The sequence below is a fragment of the Stenotrophomonas indicatrix genome (assembly GCA_041545745.1).
GTDB classification, from domain to species: Bacteria; Pseudomonadota; Gammaproteobacteria; order Xanthomonadales; family Xanthomonadaceae; genus Stenotrophomonas; species Stenotrophomonas indicatrix_A.
On record CP168152.1, the window covers coordinates 1,019,334 to 1,036,379 of the forward strand.

At 66.6% G+C, this 17,046-nt stretch carries 19 protein-coding genes; 10 read left to right on the forward strand and 9 right to left on the reverse strand.

From position 1 onward, the window contains the following. Nucleotides 1-27: 27 nt before the first annotated feature. A complete protein-coding gene (locus tag ACEF39_RS04660; protein WP_500287111.1) occupies nucleotides 28-1,449 on the reverse strand; it encodes an MFS transporter in 1,422 nt (473 codons plus the stop codon). Between the two features lie 29 nt (nucleotides 1,450-1,478). Here ACEF39_RS04660 and soxR point away from each other — a divergent pair, with 29 nt between their 5' ends. Then, entirely contained in the window at nucleotides 1,479-1,913 is a 435-nt protein-coding gene (gene soxR, locus ACEF39_RS04665; protein ID WP_500287112.1) for a redox-sensitive transcriptional activator SoxR, read from the forward strand. A 37-nt stretch (nucleotides 1,914-1,950) separates the two neighbouring features. On the opposite strand, the gene ACEF39_RS04670 is transcribed toward soxR, so the two are convergent. Further along, a complete protein-coding gene (locus ACEF39_RS04670) occupies nucleotides 1,951-2,553 on the reverse strand; it encodes a short chain dehydrogenase (protein WP_340571467.1) in 603 nt (200 codons plus the stop codon). Between the two features lie 98 nt (nucleotides 2,554-2,651). Here ACEF39_RS04670 and ACEF39_RS04675 point away from each other — a divergent pair, with 98 nt between their 5' ends. Further along, nucleotides 2,652-3,527: a LysR family transcriptional regulator gene (locus ACEF39_RS04675; RefSeq protein ID WP_500287113.1), complete on the forward strand. Its 876-nt coding sequence runs from the start codon at nucleotides 2,652-2,654 to the stop codon at nucleotides 3,525-3,527. A gap of 55 nt (nucleotides 3,528-3,582) precedes the next feature. On the opposite strand, the gene proC is transcribed toward ACEF39_RS04675, so the two are convergent. Together proC and ACEF39_RS04685 are read right to left on the reverse strand one after the other, a co-directional pair. Continuing rightward, a complete protein-coding gene (proC, locus tag ACEF39_RS04680; protein WP_500287114.1) occupies nucleotides 3,583-4,404 on the reverse strand; it encodes a pyrroline-5-carboxylate reductase in 822 nt (273 codons plus the stop codon). Nucleotides 4,405-4,420: 16 nt separating this feature from the next. Further along, nucleotides 4,421-5,098 (reverse strand): YggS family pyridoxal phosphate-dependent enzyme, encoded by a 678-nt coding sequence (locus ACEF39_RS04685; protein ID WP_500287115.1) that lies wholly within the window; start codon nucleotides 5,096-5,098, stop codon nucleotides 4,421-4,423. A gap of 87 nt (nucleotides 5,099-5,185) precedes the next feature. Here ACEF39_RS04685 and ACEF39_RS04690 point away from each other — a divergent pair, with 87 nt between their 5' ends. The 3 genes from ACEF39_RS04690 (at nucleotide 5,186) to ACEF39_RS04700 (ending at nucleotide 8,591) form a co-directional block, all read left to right on the forward strand. Continuing rightward, nucleotides 5,186-6,223, forward strand: a complete 1,038-nt coding sequence (locus tag ACEF39_RS04690; RefSeq protein WP_004147099.1) for a type IV pilus twitching motility protein PilT — start codon at nucleotides 5,186-5,188, stop codon at nucleotides 6,221-6,223. Nucleotides 6,224-6,302: 79 nt separating this feature from the next. Further along, nucleotides 6,303-7,466, forward strand: coding sequence for a PilT/PilU family type 4a pilus ATPase (locus ACEF39_RS04695; protein WP_049467229.1), 1,164 nt, complete (start codon nucleotides 6,303-6,305; stop codon nucleotides 7,464-7,466). 141 nt (nucleotides 7,467-7,607) lie between these two features. Next, entirely contained in the window at nucleotides 7,608-8,591 is a 984-nt protein-coding gene (locus ACEF39_RS04700) for an aldo/keto reductase (RefSeq protein WP_127564924.1), read from the forward strand. Nucleotides 8,592-8,640: 49 nt separating this feature from the next. Here the strand turns inward: ACEF39_RS04700 and ACEF39_RS04705 are convergent, their stop codons facing one another. Further along, nucleotides 8,641-9,540 carry a LysR family transcriptional regulator gene (locus ACEF39_RS04705; RefSeq protein WP_089239281.1) on the reverse strand — a complete coding sequence of 300 codons (900 nt, stop codon included), beginning with the start codon at nucleotides 9,538-9,540 and terminating at the stop codon, nucleotides 8,641-8,643. Between the two features lie 212 nt (nucleotides 9,541-9,752). On the opposite strand from ACEF39_RS04705, the gene ACEF39_RS04710 reads away from it, so the two are divergent. Both ACEF39_RS04710 and ACEF39_RS04715 read left to right on the forward strand, forming a co-directional pair. Next, on the forward strand, nucleotides 9,753-9,965 hold the full coding sequence (locus ACEF39_RS04710; RefSeq protein WP_500287116.1) for a DUF4287 domain-containing protein: 213 nt from the start codon (nucleotides 9,753-9,755) through the stop codon (nucleotides 9,963-9,965). A 324-nt stretch (nucleotides 9,966-10,289) separates the two neighbouring features. Then, nucleotides 10,290-10,997, forward strand: coding sequence for a YitT family protein (locus tag ACEF39_RS04715; protein ID WP_165780962.1), 708 nt, complete (start codon nucleotides 10,290-10,292; stop codon nucleotides 10,995-10,997). 82 nt (nucleotides 10,998-11,079) lie between these two features. Here the strand turns inward: ACEF39_RS04715 and ACEF39_RS04720 are convergent, their stop codons facing one another. Further along, nucleotides 11,080-11,625 carry a DNA-3-methyladenine glycosylase I gene (locus ACEF39_RS04720; RefSeq protein ID WP_500287117.1) on the reverse strand — a complete coding sequence of 182 codons (546 nt, stop codon included), beginning with the start codon at nucleotides 11,623-11,625 and terminating at the stop codon, nucleotides 11,080-11,082. After that, entirely contained in the window at nucleotides 11,622-13,409 is a 1,788-nt protein-coding gene (locus ACEF39_RS04725; RefSeq protein WP_500287118.1) for a DUF4153 domain-containing protein, read from the reverse strand. The genes ACEF39_RS04720 and ACEF39_RS04725 overlap by 4 nt, the downstream gene beginning before the upstream one ends. Before the next feature lie 81 nt (nucleotides 13,410-13,490). On the opposite strand from ACEF39_RS04725, the gene ACEF39_RS04730 reads away from it, so the two are divergent. From ACEF39_RS04730 to ACEF39_RS04740, 3 genes are read left to right on the forward strand one after another with little or no spacing between them, the layout of a single operon-like run. Then, on the forward strand, nucleotides 13,491-14,057 hold the full coding sequence (locus ACEF39_RS04730; protein WP_025874032.1) for a YqgE/AlgH family protein: 567 nt from the start codon (nucleotides 13,491-13,493) through the stop codon (nucleotides 14,055-14,057). Beyond that, nucleotides 14,050-14,517, forward strand: a complete 468-nt coding sequence (gene ruvX / locus ACEF39_RS04735) for a Holliday junction resolvase RuvX (RefSeq protein ID WP_025874031.1) — start codon at nucleotides 14,050-14,052, stop codon at nucleotides 14,515-14,517. Before ACEF39_RS04730 ends, ruvX begins: the two co-directional genes overlap by 8 nt. A gap of 16 nt (nucleotides 14,518-14,533) precedes the next feature. Beyond that, nucleotides 14,534-15,484 carry an aspartate carbamoyltransferase catalytic subunit gene (locus ACEF39_RS04740; RefSeq protein ID WP_500287119.1) on the forward strand — a complete coding sequence of 317 codons (951 nt, stop codon included), beginning with the start codon at nucleotides 14,534-14,536 and terminating at the stop codon, nucleotides 15,482-15,484. Nucleotides 15,485-15,565: 81 nt separating this feature from the next. On the opposite strand, the gene ACEF39_RS04745 is transcribed toward ACEF39_RS04740, so the two are convergent. Together ACEF39_RS04745 and ACEF39_RS04750 are read right to left on the reverse strand one after the other, a co-directional pair. Next, complete coding sequence (locus tag ACEF39_RS04745; protein WP_500287120.1) at nucleotides 15,566-16,057, reverse strand: REP-associated tyrosine transposase; 492 nt, start codon at nucleotides 16,055-16,057, stop codon at nucleotides 15,566-15,568. Nucleotides 16,058-16,189: 132 nt separating this feature from the next. Next, nucleotides 16,190-16,987 carry a carboxylesterase family protein gene (locus ACEF39_RS04750; RefSeq protein ID WP_500287121.1) on the reverse strand — a complete coding sequence of 266 codons (798 nt, stop codon included), beginning with the start codon at nucleotides 16,985-16,987 and terminating at the stop codon, nucleotides 16,190-16,192. Between the last annotated feature and the right edge of the window lie 59 nt (nucleotides 16,988-17,046).

A 17,046-nucleotide genomic window follows, 5' to 3' on the forward strand; every position in this document is an offset into this window, starting at 1 on the left:
GGCCGGCACTACCGTTCTCCGGCGCGTCTACACCCGCCTGGCGATCACGCTGGCGAACGCGGCCAGGCCCAGGGTGATGGCCAGGCACAGGATGTAACCGGTATGCGGGGCGCTTTCCACGAACAACGCGAACAGCGCGCCGGATACCGCCAGTGCGGTGGTCACCGACAGCGCTTCGCTCAACTGCAGGGCCGAGGTGTTCGCGCCTTGCTCGTGCGGCGGTGATAGTGACAACGTCAGCACCGACAGGCTGGCGTAGATCATGCCCATGCCGAAGCCGGTCAGCGTCCAGCCGACCAGGGCGACCGGCAGTGGTACCGCAGTGAACAGCACCGCCAGCGTGGCGGCGATGCCCAAGGTCATCAGCGGCGTGCCGGCGCGCAGCAGTTGCTGGCGCGACCAGCCGCGCTGCTGGTGGCCCTGCAGCCACGAGCCGGTGAACCAGCCCAGTGCACCCAGGCTCAGTACGGCACCGGCCCAGCTGGGCGACAGCCCACGCTCGCGCTGCAGCAGCAGGGGCAGGTAGGCCTCGCAGGCGAAGAACGCGGCAGCGGCCACGCCACGCAGTGCGATCACGCTGGGCAGGCCGCGGCGCAGGCGCAAGGTGCCGGCGGGCAACAGGCGATGCACGCAGAACAGCAGCGCCAGCATCGCCACGCCGATGCACAGCAGTGCCGGTACGCCCTGTTGTTGCCCGCCCAGATACAGCAGCAGGGCAGCCAGGGAGGCGCCGCTGGCCCAGCGCACGATATTGCTGCGGCCATCATCGGCAACATCCGTGGCTGCAGCCTGCATGCGCGCCAGCGCCGGTCGCAGCAGAAGGCCGGCCGGTATCGCCAGCAGCGGCACCGCCAGAAACACCCAGCGCCAGCCCAGATGCTGCACGATCACCCCGCTCAGTGCCGGGCCGATCATCGAGGGCACCACCCAACCGGCGGAGAACGCGGCGAATACCTTCGGCCGCAGATGTTCGGGATAGGTACGGCCGACCATCACGTACAGCGAGACCGAGATGGCTCCAGCGCCCAGGCCCTGCAGCAGGCGTCCGGCCACCAGCATGCCCATGCGCATCGCGAAGCCCGCCAGCAGCAGGCCCAGTACGAAGCAGGCCAAGCCCCACCACAGCGGCCGTGCTGGCCCGTGGCGGTCGGCCCAGCGGCCGGCCAGGGTCATGCCGATCACGCTGGTGGCCAACGTGCCACCGAAGGCCAGCGCATACAGGCGCAGGCCGTCCAGTGCCTCGGCCACGGTCGGCATCGCAGCGGCTACCGCCAGCGCCTCGAAGGCATGCAGGGAAACCAGGGCGACCATGCCCACGGTGGTGGCGCGGTAGCGCGCGGACAGGATGGAGGAATCGGCCGGATCGGCCGTGGCAGCGGGGGATGGCATCGGGTTCCTGCGGGTGGCGGACGGGCCGCGCTTGTCATCTGGCGGCGATGGTAGCAGCATGCCACCTCAACCAAAGTTGAGGTCAATCGATGCTGGCACAGGACATGAGCGTCGGCGATGTCGCCCGCCGCAGTGGCGTGGCGATCTCTGCGCTGCATTTCTACGAGCGCAAGGGGTTGATCAGCAGCCTGCGCACGTCGGGTAACCAGCGCCGCTACGCCCGCGATGTGCTGCGCCGGTTGGCGGTGATCCGCGTGGCGCAACGCGTGGGCATGCCGCTGGAAGCGGTGGCACGTGCGTTCGAGAGCCTGCCGCAGGGGCGGGCGCCGACCAAGGCCGACTGGGCCAAGCTGTCGGCACGCTGGCAGGTGGAGCTTGAGGAACGCATCCACATGCTGCAGCTGCTGCGCGATGAGCTGACTGGCTGCATCGGCTGCGGTTGCCTGTCACTGAAACGTTGCCGCCTGGCCAATCCGGATGATGTGCTCGGCGAGCGCGGCGACGGCCCGATGCGCTGGGGCTGACCATGCTGGTGGGTGCCGACCCTGGTCGGCACGCTCGTTACCAGACAGTGATGGTTTCGCCGCTCTGGATGCCTTCCACCGCGCGCTGGAATGCCAGCGCCGCGCGCTGTGCGGTTACTGCTTCAAAGCCGGGGAAGTACGGACCGTAGGCCTCCATCGATTCCACCAGCACGTTCGGGCTGACCACGTTGATGCGCAGCCCGCGCGGCAGCAGCTCCAGCGCCGCCGCGCGTACGAAACCTTCCAGTGCATGGTTGACGGCGGTGGCATTGGCACCATCGCGGATCGGCTGCGCGCTGACGATGCCACTGGTCAGGGTGATCGAGCCGCCCGCGTTGAGATGGTGCTGCGCCGCCAGTGCCAGACGCACCTGACCGAGCAGCTTGTCCTGCAGGCCGATGTTGAACTGTTCGGGTGTCATCTGCTGCAGGGGGCCGAAATGCAGCTTGCCGGTGGTGGAAATCACTGCATCGACCGGGCCGGTCTGCGCGAACAGCTCGCGCACGCTGGCGTCGTCGGTGAGGTCCACGCGCAGGCTGCCGCTGCGGCGGCCGGCTGCGAGGATCTCGTGCTGCTGGCCCAGGTGGCGGGCAACGGCCTGGCCGAGGGTGCCGCTGGCACCGACGAGAAGAATCTTCATGACAGCTCCTTGCGAGAGGGGATGGACGCAGTCTGCGCCGCCGCCGGTTGGTTTGGTAAGGGGCGTATGATTCGCATATTCCTAACCATGGGTTTGCAATGGATACCTTGCGTTGCATGCAGGCCTTCATCGCCGTGGCCGAGTACGGCAGTTTTTCCGCTGCTGCCAGCCAGCTGCAGGTCTCGTCGGTGATGGTCGGCAAGTACATCCAGCAGCTGGAAGCGCACCTGGGCACCGCGCTGCTGCAACGGAACACCCGGCGCCAACGCCTGACCGAGGCCGGCAATGCCTATCTGGCCGGCTGCCGGCAGGTGCTGGAACAGGTGCAGCAGGCCGAGGCGGACGTGGCCGGGCTGCAGGTGCAGCCACGCGGACTGTTACGGGTCAGTGCGCCGACAACCTGGGGTAGTTGTGTACTCGCGCCATTGCTGGCCGAGCTCCTGCGGGCACAGCCGCTGCTGAACCTCGAACTGGACCTGAGCAATCGCCGCATCGATCTGATCGAGGATGGCTTCGATGCCGCCATCCGCGTCGGTCCGCTGCCGTCGCAGGAACTGGTGGCGCGGCCGCTGCCGCCGTATGCGATGAGCCTGTGCGCATCACCGTCGTACCTGCGCCGCCGCGGAACGCCGCGCACGCCTGCCGATCTTGAAGGACATGATTGCCTGAGCCACCTGGCCTGGCGCGGCGGTCACGGTTGGCAGCTGGCCAATGGCGAACAGGTCGATTGGGAAGCGCGGTTGACCAGCAATGACGGTTACGCGCTGCGCGAAGCGGCCGTGGCGGGCGCGGGCCTGGTACTGCAGCCGACCGCGCTGCTTGCCGGTGAAATCGCGGCAGGACGATTGAAGCCACTATTGCGCGACCATCTGCCCGAGCCACGGCCGATGCACCTGATCTACCTGCCCGACCGGCGCCCTCGACCGCGACTGCAGTGTTTCGTCGATTTCGTCATGGCCAAGCTGGGGACGTAGATTCACGCCGCGCGTGGATGACGGTGGGTGCCGACCGTTGGTCGGCACACCTGTTTCAATCATTGGCCGCAGACAACTCCTGCCCACGCACCTGCGCTGCACGCAGTGCCTTGTCCACCAACGCTTCAAACCCGCCGGCCTGGAAGCTCTCGATCGCCGCCTGGGTGGTGCCGTTGGGTGAGGTCACCCGGCGGCGCAGTTCGGCCGGGCTTTCACCGGCTTCATCCAGCATGCGCGAGGCGCCCAGCAGCGTCTGCACCACCAGCGTGCGCGCTGCCTCTGCAGGCAGGCCCTGTGCGATACCCGCCGCTTCCATCGCTTCGGCCAGCAGGAACACATAGGCCGGGCCACTACCGGATACGGCGGTGACCGAATCCATCTGCGCTTCGTCGTCGATCCACACCGTGCGTCCCGCGCTGGCCAGCACGCGCTCGGCCTGCGCATGCTGCTGCGCATCCACCGCTGGCGTGGCATACAGGCCGGTTACCCCGGCACCGAGCAGGGCCGGGGTGTTGGGCATCGCGCGCACCACCGGCAGCGAGCCACCCAACCAGCGCTGCAGCTGCGGGCTGGTGATGCCGGCGGCGATCGAGATCACCAAGGGTTTCTGCGCCTGCGCCAGTACCTGCAGTGACTGGCAGACATCGCGCAGCACCTGCGGTTTCACCGCCAGCAGCCACGTATCGCCGTGTGCTGCCGCGTCGGTCGCGTTGTCATGGGTCTGCACGCAAAAATCGGCAGCCAGCTTTTCGCGAAGTTCGGCCACCGGTTCGGCCACGTGGATGTGCGCGGCCGGTACACCCTGCCGGATCAGGCCGGCAATCAGGCTGCGGGCCATGTTGCCGCCGCCGATGAAGGTGATGGAATCAGCTGCCATGGGAATCTCCTTGGAATCAGGCCGGGCGCGGACGCACGCCGAACAGGGCGGTGCCGATGCGCACCAGGGTGGCACCTTCGGCAATGGCTTCAGCGTAGTCGCTGCTCATGCCCATCGACAGGGTGTCCACCTGCGGATGACGGGCCGCCAGCGCCTCGAAAAGTGTGCGCATGCGCACGAACGCATCGCGCCGGCGCTCGGCCTCGGGCCATGGCGCAGGAATCGCCATCAGGCCGCGCAACCGCAGGTTGGGTTCGGCGGCGACGGCCGTGGCCAGCGCCTCCAGGTCCTCCGGCACACAACCGTGCTTGCTCGATTCGTCGTCGATGTTGACCTGGATGAGCACGTTCAGCGGGTCACGTTCAGCAGGGCGGTAACGGGCCAGCGCGGCGACCAGCTTGGGCCGGTCCACGCTCTGCACCCAGTCGAAGTGCGTGGCCACCGGTTCGGCCTTGTTCGACTGCAGGTGGCCGATCAGGTGCCATTCCAGGCCCAGCTGCTGCAGTTCCTGCATCTTGGCCAGCGCCTCCTGCACGTAGTTCTCGCCGAAGGCGGTCTGGCCCTGCGCGGCAAGGGCCGCGACAGCCTCGGCCGGCTGGGTCTTGGACACCGCCAGCAGGCGCGGCGGTGGCCGCCCTGCGGCATCGGCGGCGTTGTGCAGGTTGCTCAGGATCTGGGGCAGGGGAGTGGCCACGTAACGCGTTCCGTTCAATCAGGAGGCTATACTGCCGCCCGGGGAAAGATCCTTCCAGTCGAAGCCGTTATTGGGGAGTAGCCGCTCATGGATATCGCCGAGCTGTTGGCGTTTTCCGTAAAGAACAAAGCGTCCGACCTGCATCTGTCCGCAGGCCTGCCGCCGATGATCCGCGTGGACGGCGATGTTCGCCGGATCAACATTCCAGCCCTGGACCACAAGCAGGTCCACGCGCTGGTGTACGACATCATGTCCGACAAGCAGCGCCGCGATTACGAGGAATTCCTCGAAGTCGACTTCTCCTTCGAGATCCCGTCGCTGGCGCGCTTCCGTGTCAATGCGTTCAACCAGAACCGTGGCGCCGGTGCGGTGTTCCGTACCATTCCGTCCGAAGTGCTGACCCTGGAAGACCTGGCCTGCCCGCCGCTGTTCCGCGAGGTGATCCAGCAGCCGCAGGGCCTGATCCTGGTGACCGGCCCGACCGGTTCGGGCAAGTCGACCACGCTGGCGGCGATGATCGACTACATCAACAAGAACGAATACGGACATATCCTCACTGTCGAGGATCCGATCGAATTCGTGCACACCTCGCAGAAGTGCCTGATCAACCAGCGCGAAGTGCATCGCGATACGCATGGTTTCAACGAGGCGCTGCGCTCGGCGCTGCGTGAGGACCCGGACATCATCCTGGTCGGCGAACTGCGTGACCTGGAAACCATCCGCCTGGCGCTGACCGCCGCGGAAACCGGCCACCTGGTGTTCGGCACCCTGCACACCAGTTCGGCGGCCAAGACCATCGACCGCATCATCGACGTGTTCCCGGCCGGCGAAAAGCCGATGGTGCGCTCGATGCTGTCCGAATCGCTGCGCGCGGTCATTTCGCAGGCGCTGCTGAAGAAGGTTGGTGGCGGTCGTACCGCCGCGTGGGAAATCATGGTCGGCACCCCGGCCATCCGCAACCTGATCCGCGAAGACAAGGTGGCGCAGATGTATTCGGCCATCCAGACCGGCCAGCAGTACGGCATGATGACCCTGGACCAGCACCTGCAGGACCTGGTCAAGCGCAGCCTGATCACTCGCAACCAGGCCCGCGAATACGCCAAGGACAAGCGTCTGTTCGAGTAAGGCGAGGCAATGGCGGAGCGGGGCGTACCACTACGCCGCCGGCCCCGAGCTGTTTCCTCCACCGACCGATTCCTGGTACATGCCCCATTGGGAGCCCGCCGTGAACACCACCGCGACCACCATCGATTTCACCTCGTTCCTCAAGCTGATGGCGCACCAGCGCGCCTCGGACCTGTTCATCACCGCTGGCATGCCGCCGGCGATCAAGGTCAACGGCAAGATCTCGCCGATCACCCAGACACCGCTGACGCCGCAGCAGAGCCGCGACCTGGTGCTGAACGTGATGACGCCGGCGCAGCGCGAGGAGTTCGAAAAGACCCACGAATGCAACTTCGCCATCGGCCTGTCCGGCGTCGGCCGCTTCCGTGTGAGCTGCTTCTACCAGCGCAACCAGGTCGGCATGGTGCTGCGTCGCATCGAGACGCGCATCCCGACCGTGGAAGAGCTGAGCCTGCCGCCGATCATCAAGACGCTGGCGATGACCAAGCGCGGCATCATCCTGTTCGTCGGCGCTACCGGTACCGGTAAATCCACGTCGCTGGCAGCGATGATCGGTTACCGCAACCAGAATTCGACCGGGCACATCATCACCATCGAAGACCCGATCGAATTCGTGCACAAGCACGAGGGCTGCATCATCACCCAGCGCGAAGTCGGCATCGATACCGACAGCTGGGAAGCCGCGCTGAAGAACACCCTGCGCCAGGCGCCGGATGTGATCATGATCGGCGAAGTGCGCACGCGCGAGGGCATGGACCATGCCATCGCCTTCGCTGAAACCGGCCATCTGGTGCTGTGCACGCTGCACGCCAACAACGCCAACCAGGCGATGGACCGCATCGTCAACTTCTTCCCGGAAGATCGCCGCAACCAGTTGCTGATGGATCTGTCGCTGAATCTCAAGGGCGTGGTCGCGCAGCAGTTGATTCCTTCGCCGGATGGCCGCTCGCGCAAGGTCGCGATGGAGATCCTGCTGGGCACGCCGCTGGTGCAGGACTACATCCGCGACGGCGAGATCCACAAGCTGAAGGAGCTGATGAAGGAATCGGTCCAGCTGGGCATGAAGACCTTCGACCAGAGCCTGTTCGAGCTGTACCAGGCCGGTGAGATCAGCTACGAGGACGCACTGCGCTACGCCGACTCGCAGAACGAAGTGCGCCTGCGCATCAAGCTCAGCCAGGGCGGCGATGCCCGCACCCTGTCGCAGGGGCTGGATGGCGTGGAGATTTCAGAGGTCCGTTAACAAAGGCGCCGGCCAGCGGTGCCGGTGCGATGGTGGCAGGGCGGCATTCATGAAATCCAGTCATGACCGACTGCCATCCAGGTCGTTCAATCCGCCGGCCCTGCAGGCGTATCGTCATCGCTCCCCTACTGGAGCACGACGATGCAGACACGTGAACTCGGCCGCAGCGGCCTGAAAGTCTCCGCCCTGGGCCTGGGCTGCATGGGCCTGAGCCACGGCTACGGTCCCGCCGTCGAGCAGAGCCAGGGCATCGCCCTGCTGCATGCGGCGGTCGAACGCGGCGTAACCTTCTTCGACACCGCCGAAGTCTACGGACCGTATACCAACGAAGACCTGCTCGGCAGGGCGCTGGCACCGCACCGCGACAAGCTGGTGATCGCCACCAAGTTCGGCTTCAAGAACGCACAGGTCGACACCGGCCTGGACAGTCGTCCGGAGAATATCCGCGCGGTGGCCGAAGCCAGCCTCAAGCGCCTGCGTACGGACCATATCGACCTGTTCTACCAGCACCGTGTGGATCCGAACGTGCCGATCGAGGATGTGGCCGGTACCGTGCGTGACCTGATCGCCGAGGGCAAGGTGCGCCACTTCGGTTTGTCCGAAGCCAGTGCCGCCACGGTGCGTCGCGCCCATGCCGTGCAGCCGGTGGCTGCAGTGCAGAGCGAGTACTCGCTGTGGTGGCGCGAGCCGGAACGCGAACTGCTGCCGGCGCTGCAGGAACTGGGCATCGGCTTCGTCCCGTTCAGTCCGCTGGGTCGCGGTTTCCTGACCGGCGCGATCAACGCCGACACCACCTTCGCCGACAACGATTTCCGCAACACCGTGCCCCGCTTCGAAGTGGAAGCGCGTCGCGCCAATCAAGCGCTGGTTGACCGCATCACCACAATCGCGGCGGCGCGGGGTGCCACCCCGGCACAGGTCGCGCTGGCCTGGCTGCTGGCGCAGGCGCCGTGGATCGTGCCGATTCCGGGTACGACCAAGATCCACCGCCTGGAAGAGAACCTGGCCGCCGCCGACCTGCAGTTGTCGCCGGCCGAGCTGGAGCGTATCGCGCAGACGCTGCAGGAGATCGCCATCGTCGGCGAGCGCTACAACGCACAGCGTGCAGCACAGGCCAAGGGCTGATCGCAGTGGGTGCGTTCTGTGGTGGGTGCGGACCGTTGGTCCGCACTCCTCAATCCATCATCGGCCCGCGCAGCGCATCAAGCACGGTGCGCATCGCCACGGTGACATGCCGGCGCGACGGGTAGTACGCGTAGTAGCCGTCGAAGTGCGGGCACCAGTCATCCAGTGTTGATTGCAGCCGGCCCTCCTGCAGGGCCGCCTGCACCTGGTCCTCAGGCAGCCAGGCCAGGCCACTGCCAGCCAGCGCTGCCGCCCGCGTCATGCCCATGGTGTTGAAGGTCCACTGGCCAGAGACGCGGATGCTCAGCTCGTTGCCGTCCTGGCCGAAATCCCACGGCATCAGGCCGCCATGGGTGGGCAGGCGCAGGGTGATGCAGTTGTGCCCGGCCAGATCGTGCGGATGCACCGGCGCCACGTGCTGGCGGAAGTACGACGGTGCACCCACCACGCGCATGCGCAGCGGCGGACTGATCGGCAGCGCCACCATGTCGCGTGCCAGGCGCTCACCGAGACGGATGCCGATGTCGTAGCGCTCGGCGACGATGTCGGCCAGGCCGTAATCGGTGGTCAGTTCAACCTTCAGGTCAGGGTATTGCTGCAGCAGCGGTGCCAGCCTTGGCCACGCCAGGTACTCGGCGGCGTGGCCGGTGGCGTTGATGCGGATGGTGCCTGCGGGCCGCTCGCGGTATTCGGCCAGTGCGGCCAGTTCGTCTTCGATCTCGGCCAGGCGCGGGGCCAGCGTTTCCAGCAGGCGAGCACCGGCCTCGGTGGTGGCGACGCTGCGGGTAGTGCGGGTCAGCAGGCGCACGCCCAGCCGTTCTTCCAGCCCGCGCATGGCGTGGCTGAGGGCGGACTGGGAGACGCCCAGCTGGGCGGCGGCTTTGGTGAAGCTGCCTTCGCGGGCGACGTGGACGAAGGCTTGCAGGTCGTTGAGGTTTTCACGCGGCATGAGGGGATGATACGGCCGGGCTGCGCCCGGCGCCCGCTGTCGACAGGTTCCCGAGGCGGTTGGTAGGTGTCGACCTTGGTCGACACGTAGATCCACGCCATGCGTGGATGCGCGTGCCCGGTGATGCCGGCGCTGGTCGGCAGATGCGCCATGTCGATTTGTGGTTCCGTGGTTCGTCGAATGGGTACTTTCCAGACAACAGGGAGCAGCACATGAGCACCGACAGCAAACCCAAGGGCCCAGCGTCCTACTTTCCTTCCATCGAGAAGACCTACGGGCAGCCGGTGGCGCATTGGCTGGGGCTGCTGGCCAAACAGCCGGGACTGAAGCACATGGAGCTGGTCAGCTTCCTGAAATCCGAGCATGGGCTGGGCCATGGCCACGCAAACGCCCTGGTCGCCCACCACCTGGCCACCCAGCGCTGAACCCACCGCTCCACCGAGCGCAGCGACCCGCTTTTGCTTTTTTATCTCTTTACATGGCTGGACGCGCACGGAACCTATCCAAGGCCGGGCGGGGTGAGGCTGCGGGGGTGTCCGCGGCATGGATGCCGCGGACAAGCCTCCAGGGATGGATTCACGGCGTCCCCCGCAGCCTCACCCCGCCCGGCCAAGCCACTGAATTGCATTACGCCGCCCAGCCACGAGGGGCTGCGCCGTTCGCCGGCATCCCCAACTGAACGATTTCATCTGCAACTGTCATGCAGATCGTGTCTAATACCGCTCCCCACCCGTAGTGCCCCCATCTGTATGTCCCTCCAATCCCATGGCCCGGCGCCGTGCGACGACGCTGACGGCCACCTGGTCACCGCTGGCCCGCTGACCCCGCCGCCCGATGTTGCCGGTACCCCCGCCGACGAGAAGGCACTGCGCCACTCGGTCGCCGAAGACGCGCAGGGCATGGTGCTGGCGATGCTGGTGGCGTCACTGGGCCTGGCGATCTTCGCCAAGAGCGGGCTGATGATTGGTGGCATGGCCGGCATGGCGTTCCTGCTGCATTACACGATGGGCTGGAACTTCGGCCTGGTGTTCGTGCTGGTCAACCTGCCGTTCTACTGGGTGGCGGTGCGCCGCATGGGCTGGGAATTCACCCTGAAGACGTTCGCGGCGGTCACCGCCTGCGGTCTGCTGACCGACATCCTGCCGCGCTGGGCCGACTTCTCGCATATCGCGCCGTTGTACTCGGCGCTGGTCGGTGGCGCGCTGTCCGGCCTGGGCATCCTGTTCTTCATCCGCCACCGCGCCAGCCTCGGCGGCATCGGCATCCTAGCGGTGTACCTGCAGCGCACCCGTGGCTGGAGTGCCGGCAAGGTGCAGATGTCCTTCGATGCGTGCCTGATGGTGGCCGCGTTCTTCGTGCTGTCGCCGTCGAAGGTGATGTACTCGGCCATCGGTGCGGTGGTGCTCAGCCTGGTGCTGATGTTCAACCACCGCCCGGGCCGTTACATGGGCGTCTGACAGATAAAGGTAATGCCGGCCGCTGGCCGGCAACACGATCACCCTTAGCGTTCTCCGAAGGTCTGCCGGCCAGCGACCGGCACTACCCAGCGGATGCCTGCACCCACGGCGGCGCCAGCTTCAGCAGCTTGGCGTGCACCGGGCAGTCCTCGGCGTGCGCGCCCGGCAGGTAGCCCAGGCTCATCAGGAACTCGCCGGTGATCTCGCCGCCGGTGAAGCGGAACGTCTTCTTGAACAGCTTCACCCAGTCGGCTTTGCTGCGAGGGTGGTGCACGTCCAGCCACGCGGCGAAGCTGCCGTGGCTCTGGCGCAGCTGCTGGATCACCTGCGCGTTGTGGATCGCCGCCAGCACCTTCAATCGGTTGCGGATGATGCCGGGGTCCGACAGCAGGCGCTCGATGTCCTGCTCGGCATAGGCGGCGACGCGATCGACGTCGAAGGCGTCATAGGCCGCGCGGAATCCCTCACGCTTCTTCAGGATGGTTTCCCAGCTCAGGCCGGCCTGGTTGATCTCCAGCAGCAGGCGCTCGAACAGTTCGCGCTCGTCGCGCTGCGGGAAACCATATTCGTTGGCATGGTAGTACTCGTGTACCGGGTGGCCCGGGGCGATGCGGCAGTATCCGCTCATTGCTTGTCCTTCATCCTGCCGTAGTCATGGGAGTGGTGGATGTCAGCCGGTTGGTCGCCCAGCGAAAGATCGGGCCAACGGCTGGGCGCGATGCGTAGCTGGCCGTCGCGAAGCGCCTGGTCCGCCGCCTTGCCATCGTCTTCGCGGAAGTTTACCTCGGCCGCCTCCCGCCACTGGGCGTCCTGCCAGACATGCAGCGCGCACTCCGGCCCCCGGCTGCGGCCCTCCTTGCACAGCAGCACCTCCTGCTGGCCATCGCCATCCAGATCGCGCTGCAGGGCGATGCAGCCGTTGTCTTCCTTCACGCAGTCGCTTGCATTCATATGCTCCAGCACGCTCGTCCACCAGGTGTCCGGTGGCGATGCGCTGCCCTTGGCCAGGGTGATGCGCTGCTTCAGCGTCGGCAGGTCGTAGACACCCGCCTCCACGTAGTCCTCCAGGGTATAGCTGGCGCCGCGTTCCCCCTTCATCTGCTGGGCGATGATCGCCGTTGCGCGCCGGTTGGCCTGGATGACTGGGTCCTGCTGCAGCGCGCGCAGCGCATCCACGCCGGGGCGCCCGTTGTACTGCCGCAGCTGGCGGCTGTCATTGACCGTCAGTGTGGAGGGATCGGCACGCACACGTTCGGCCAGGCTGCGGGCGGCGATGCGTGCTGGATCCAACAGCGGCGTATTACCCAGCACGGCCAAGGCCAGCACGGCCCAGCACATCACCCGGTTCACCGGTTCGATGCCCTGCAACCAGCGCTCGTTCCGGCGCACCACCGCCAGCGCATAGCCTGCGGCATAACCGGCGGTGAGCACGCCAACACCCACGCCCCAGAAGCGCTCGATGGTCCAGCCATACTGGCCGATGCGCAGCGCCAGCGAGTACAGCGCCACGCCTGTGTACACCGGCAGCACCAGCAGACTGGCCTCGACCACCCGGCGCAGCATCGCCGGGTAGGGGCGGTCGATGCCGCTGCGCTGGTAGACCGCGTTGACCATGCATACCAGCAGCACTGCCAGAGTCAGCAGCTCCTGCGCCTGCGAGCGATAGCCACCTGGAGAGGCCAGGCCCGTCAGCGGCAGTGAAATCACGAACAGCACCGCAATGAACGAAAGCAGCGGCAGCAGCCCGCGGCAAAGTGCGAACAACACCTGGCGGATGATCTGGATGGCGTGATGCTGGGTACGGCCGATCAGCACGCCGAACCCGGCCAGGGTACCGGTCGCCAGGGCGACGAATGCGCGCTCCCTGAACAGATGATGGAAGAAGTCCACTTTCACGACCGAGAACAGCGCCGCCCACAGCCACAACAGCATCCAGGCCAGGCCGGTGAACAACGCCGCGACCAACAGGATCAGCCCGTTCTGCCACGCCCGCTCGAACAGCGCCGGGTAGTCCGCGCGCCAATGCCCGTGCTGCAGACGGAACTGCCACCATGGCAACAGCACAAAGGCGGCGATGGCCAGGCTGATCGACAGCGGATCGCGCAGGGAAGCAACCCAGATGTTTTCGACGCCGGCAAGATTCCAGCCAACCCATGCGGCCAGCGCGATCACCAGCAGCGAGGCCAGCAGGGCGTGCAGCCACAGGCGCCGGTCACGCAGGTGGCCCAGGGTCAGGGCGATGGCCGACGGTACAGTCAGTACCCAGGCGTTCCAGCTGTAACGGTAGGCCAGATCGTGGAAGGGCCAGTGCGGCGCCAGTTCCTGTGCGGCGTACAAGGCCAGACCCTGCAGCAGCGCGATCAGTACGATCATGCTGCGGGTCGACCAGGGCAGCGGAGCATCCTGTTGCATCGCTCAATCCTCCATGGAATCGCACCATCCTAGCCCATCCCTTCGCGCCCGCATCCGGCCGCAGCGGTTAGAATGACGCCCATGCCAGTAACGCCGACTTCCCTCGCCAATCACCTGCTCGTGGCGCTGCCGTCGCTGATCGACGCCACCTTCGCCCGCACCGTCGCGCTGATCTGCCAGCACGACGAGAACGGGGCAATGGGGGTGCTGGTCAACCAGCCTTCCGAGTACACCCTGGGCGAAGTGCTGGCGCAGATGGATATCGCTACCGGCGATGGCGTCCTGCAGGCGCGTCCGGTGCTCAATGGCGGGCCGGTGCATCCCGAGCGTGGCTTCGTCATCCATGACGACGCGCGCGCGTGGGATTCCAGCCTGGTCGTCGGTGACGGCCTGTACCTGACCACCTCGCGTGACATCCTCGAGGCGATGGCGCGCGGCGAAGGCCCGGCCAACGCCGTGGTCACCCTGGGCTGCGCGGGCTGGAGTGCCGGCCAGCTGGAAAGCGAACTGTCCGAGAACAGCTGGCTGACCGTGCCGGCCGACGCCGAACTGGTGTTCCAGCTGCCGCTGGAACAGCGCTGGCAGGGTGCCGCCTCGCGCATTGGCGTTGATCTGTTCCGGCTGACCGATTACAGCGGCCATGTCTGAACCGGCCCTCATCCGCCGCGATGGCACCGTGCTCGGCTTCGACGTCGGCTCGCGCCGCATCGGTGTAGCGATCGGCAGTGCGTTCGCCGCGCATGCGCGCGCGGTGGCCGTGGTCGATGTGCACGGCAATGGTCCCGACTGGGCGGCGATCGAACGCCTGCTCAAGGAATGGAAGCCCGATGGCCTGGTGGTTGGCGATCCGCTGACCCTGGACGGCCAGGACCAGCCCAACCGCAAGCGCGCGCAGGGCTTTGCCCGCCAGCTGCGGGAACGTTTCAAACTGCCGGTGGTGATGATCGACGAGCGTTCCAGCTCGGTCGAGGCCGCCCGCCGCTTCGCCGTCGAGCGCGCCGAAGGGCGCAAGCGTCGCCGCGATGCGGCCGCCCTCGATGCCGTGGCTGCGGCGGTGATCATCGACCGCTGGTTGTCGTCGCCGGACGACGCCATTCCCATTCCCTGACGATACGAACCCCGCCATGACCGCCCAGCAACTCGATGACTCCGGCCGCCTGCGCCACCTGTTGACGCTTGAAGGTCTGCCCCGCGACACCCTGCTGCAATTGCTCGACCGCGCCGGCCAGATCCGCGATGCCGCGGTCGGTCGTGTCGGCAACAAGCGCCACGTGCTGGGCGGATCGGCGGTGTGCACGTTGTTCTTCGAACCCTCCACCCGTACCCGCAGCTCGTTCCATCTGGCGGCGCAGCGGTTGGGTGCGGACGTGCTGAACTTCGACGCCTCCACTTCGTCAACGCGCAAGGGCGAAACTGCCTGCGACACACTGAAGAACCTGGAAGCGATGGGCGTGCGTGGTTTCGTCGTGCGCCACCCGGACGACGGCGCCGTGGCGGCGCTGGCTGCCGTGGCGGGCGAGGGCACCGCGCTGGTCAACGCCGGCGACGGTCGCAGCTCACACCCGACCCAGGGCCTGCTGGACATGCTGACCCTGCGCCAGGCCAAGGGCCCGGACTTCTCGAAGATGAAGGTGGTGATCGTCGGCGACGTCAAGCACTCGCGCGTGGCCCGCACCGACCTGCATGCGCTGCGCACGCTGGGCGTGGGCGAGATCCGCGTGTGCGGCCCGCAGTCGCTGCTGCCGGACGACGACACCCTGAAGGGCTGCGTGGTGGGTGATGATTTCGACGCGATGCTGGAAGGCGTTGACGCGCTGATGATGCTGCGCCTGCAGCGCGAGCGCATGGAAGAAGGGCTGGTGCCGTCGCTGGAGCAGTACCACGCGCAGTACGGCCTGAACACCGCACGCCTGGCCCGCGCCGGCAAGGATGCCGCCGTGCTGCACCCAGGCCCGATCAACCGCGGCGTGGAAGTGACCGACGACGTGGCCGACGGCCCGCAGTCGTGGGTGCTGCGCCAGGTCGCCAACGGCGTTGCCGTACGCATGGCCGTGCTGGAAACCCTGCTGGGTTGATTGCCCCGGGTCCCGATTGGGTGGGTGCCGACTTCGGTTGGCAACATGCACTGCTTTGGTAGATGCCAACCTTGGTTGGCACTATCCGTCCGTGCTGAACGCCTCCGGCCGATCACCCAAGGCCTCGAGCTCCCACTCGCACCATGCGTGCCGATACTGCCCCAACTGCGTCGTCAGACCCGCCCGGATCGGATTGCCCATCAGATACATCGCATGCCGGTACAACGATTCGTCCGAGCGGATCGCATGATCGTGGTAGCAGGCCTGCCAGAAGCGCCCGCCCCTTCCCAACAATCGGTTTGCCTGCTGCGCCGTGCGCGATTTGAAGCGCTTCATGACGGTTTCCAGTGTTCCCGCACGCAGTTCGACCAGCCAGTGAATGTGATCAGGCATGACCACGTAGGCGATCGAGCGGGTGAAGCCTTCCTGATCCAGCCTCTGGAATTCCTGGATTGCCAGGGCTGCGGCGGCGGCGTTGGCGAACAGGGGCGCGCGGCGATCCACGACGGTAGTGAGGATGTAGCTGAGGCTGATGCTGGAGCGGCGGCCGAGCAGGAGGCGGACGTTTTGCATGGCGCAAGCTTGGGCGGACATGCTTGCGACGGACATCGGGGAATGGCTTGATCTTGGGTAGGCTAGTGCCAACCAAGGATGGCATCTACCAGAATGGGGCCAACCAAGGTTGGCCTCTACCGGAGCAAGCGCTCAGCGCTTCTGCTTGAACAGCCACGCCCACATCGCCGCATCGGCGTAGGTGGCATCCCAGGCGTTGTGGTTGCCGTCGGGGTATTCGGTATAGCGTGCGTCACGCGCGTCGGCGGTCTGGAACGCGGCATGCAGCCGGCGGTCGTCATCCGGCGGCACCACATCATCCAGCGCGCCGTGGAAGATCCAGATCGGGGTGCGTTGCAGGCGCTGGGCGATCACCGTGTAGGGATCGGTCTCACGCGCCACCTGCTCCACGAGCAGGGTAGGGCGCACCGCACGCGGGGCCAGCACCGCGCCGCAGACCGGCACGATCGCGGCAAAGCGCTTCGGGTCATCCAGGGCGATGTTCCAGCTGCCGTAGCCGCCCATCGACATCCCGGTCAGGTACTGCCTTGCAGGGTCGGCGCCGAATTCGGCAATCGTGGCGTCCAGTGCCGCTATCGCCACACGGTTGTTGCGGCCGCTCCATTCTTCACGGCCGGGTGCCTGCGGAAACACCGCCAGCGCGGGGAAGTCGCCGGCGTGTCGGCGCAGGTACGGGCCCAGGCCCGCGTGGGTCTGTTTCACGCCATCGCCGCCGCGCTCGCCGGAGCCGTGCAGGAACAGCACCACCGGCAGCGGCCCAGACGCGCGTGCGGCTTTGGCTGGAATGAACACCTGGTAGTAGGCGGTTTCGCCGTCCACCTTCACCGCACGTGCCTCGAAGTGGCCGCGCGCGCCCGGCGGCGTACTGGCGCACCCGGCCATCATCAGCAGAGCCAGCAGTGGCAGCCAGCGCAAGAACGATCGAAGCATGGCGATTCCCATGAGGGCGATGTCGCCTCGATGGTAGTGCGCTGCGACCGGCCCGGCAT

Bases quoted from the DNA above. Each gene is read 5' to 3' on its own strand.
- ACEF39_RS04660 (WP_500287111.1), bottom strand. From the start codon at position 1,449: ATGCTGCTACCATCGCCGCCAGATGACAAGCGCGGCCCGTCCGCCACC.
- soxR (WP_500287112.1), top strand. From the start codon at position 1,479: ATGCTGGCACAGGACATGAGCGTCGGCGATGTCGCCCGCCGCAGTGGC.
- ACEF39_RS04670 (WP_340571467.1), bottom strand. From the start codon at position 2,553: ATGAAGATTCTTCTCGTCGGTGCCAGCGGCACCCTCGGCCAGGCCGTT.
- ACEF39_RS04675 (WP_500287113.1), top strand. From the start codon at position 2,652: ATGGATACCTTGCGTTGCATGCAGGCCTTCATCGCCGTGGCCGAGTAC.
- proC (WP_500287114.1), bottom strand. From the start codon at position 4,404: ATGGCAGCTGATTCCATCACCTTCATCGGCGGCGGCAACATGGCCCGC.
- ACEF39_RS04690 (WP_004147099.1), top strand. From the start codon at position 5,186: ATGGATATCGCCGAGCTGTTGGCGTTTTCCGTAAAGAACAAAGCGTCC.
- ACEF39_RS04695 (WP_049467229.1), top strand. From the start codon at position 6,303: ATGCCCCATTGGGAGCCCGCCGTGAACACCACCGCGACCACCATCGAT.
- ACEF39_RS04700 (WP_127564924.1), top strand. From the start codon at position 7,608: ATGCAGACACGTGAACTCGGCCGCAGCGGCCTGAAAGTCTCCGCCCTG.
- ACEF39_RS04705 (WP_089239281.1), bottom strand. From the start codon at position 9,540: ATGCCGCGTGAAAACCTCAACGACCTGCAAGCCTTCGTCCACGTCGCC.
- ACEF39_RS04710 (WP_500287116.1), top strand. From the start codon at position 9,753: ATGAGCACCGACAGCAAACCCAAGGGCCCAGCGTCCTACTTTCCTTCC.
- ACEF39_RS04715 (WP_165780962.1), top strand. From the start codon at position 10,290: ATGTCCCTCCAATCCCATGGCCCGGCGCCGTGCGACGACGCTGACGGC.
- ACEF39_RS04720 (WP_500287117.1), bottom strand. From the start codon at position 11,625: ATGAGCGGATACTGCCGCATCGCCCCGGGCCACCCGGTACACGAGTAC.
- ACEF39_RS04725 (WP_500287118.1), bottom strand. From the start codon at position 13,409: ATGCAACAGGATGCTCCGCTGCCCTGGTCGACCCGCAGCATGATCGTA.
- ACEF39_RS04730 (WP_025874032.1), top strand. From the start codon at position 13,491: ATGCCAGTAACGCCGACTTCCCTCGCCAATCACCTGCTCGTGGCGCTG.
- ruvX (WP_025874031.1), top strand. From the start codon at position 14,050: ATGTCTGAACCGGCCCTCATCCGCCGCGATGGCACCGTGCTCGGCTTC.
- ACEF39_RS04740 (WP_500287119.1), top strand. From the start codon at position 14,534: ATGACCGCCCAGCAACTCGATGACTCCGGCCGCCTGCGCCACCTGTTG.
- ACEF39_RS04745 (WP_500287120.1), bottom strand. From the start codon at position 16,057: ATGCAAAACGTCCGCCTCCTGCTCGGCCGCCGCTCCAGCATCAGCCTC.
- ACEF39_RS04750 (WP_500287121.1), bottom strand. From the start codon at position 16,987: ATGCTTCGATCGTTCTTGCGCTGGCTGCCACTGCTGGCTCTGCTGATG.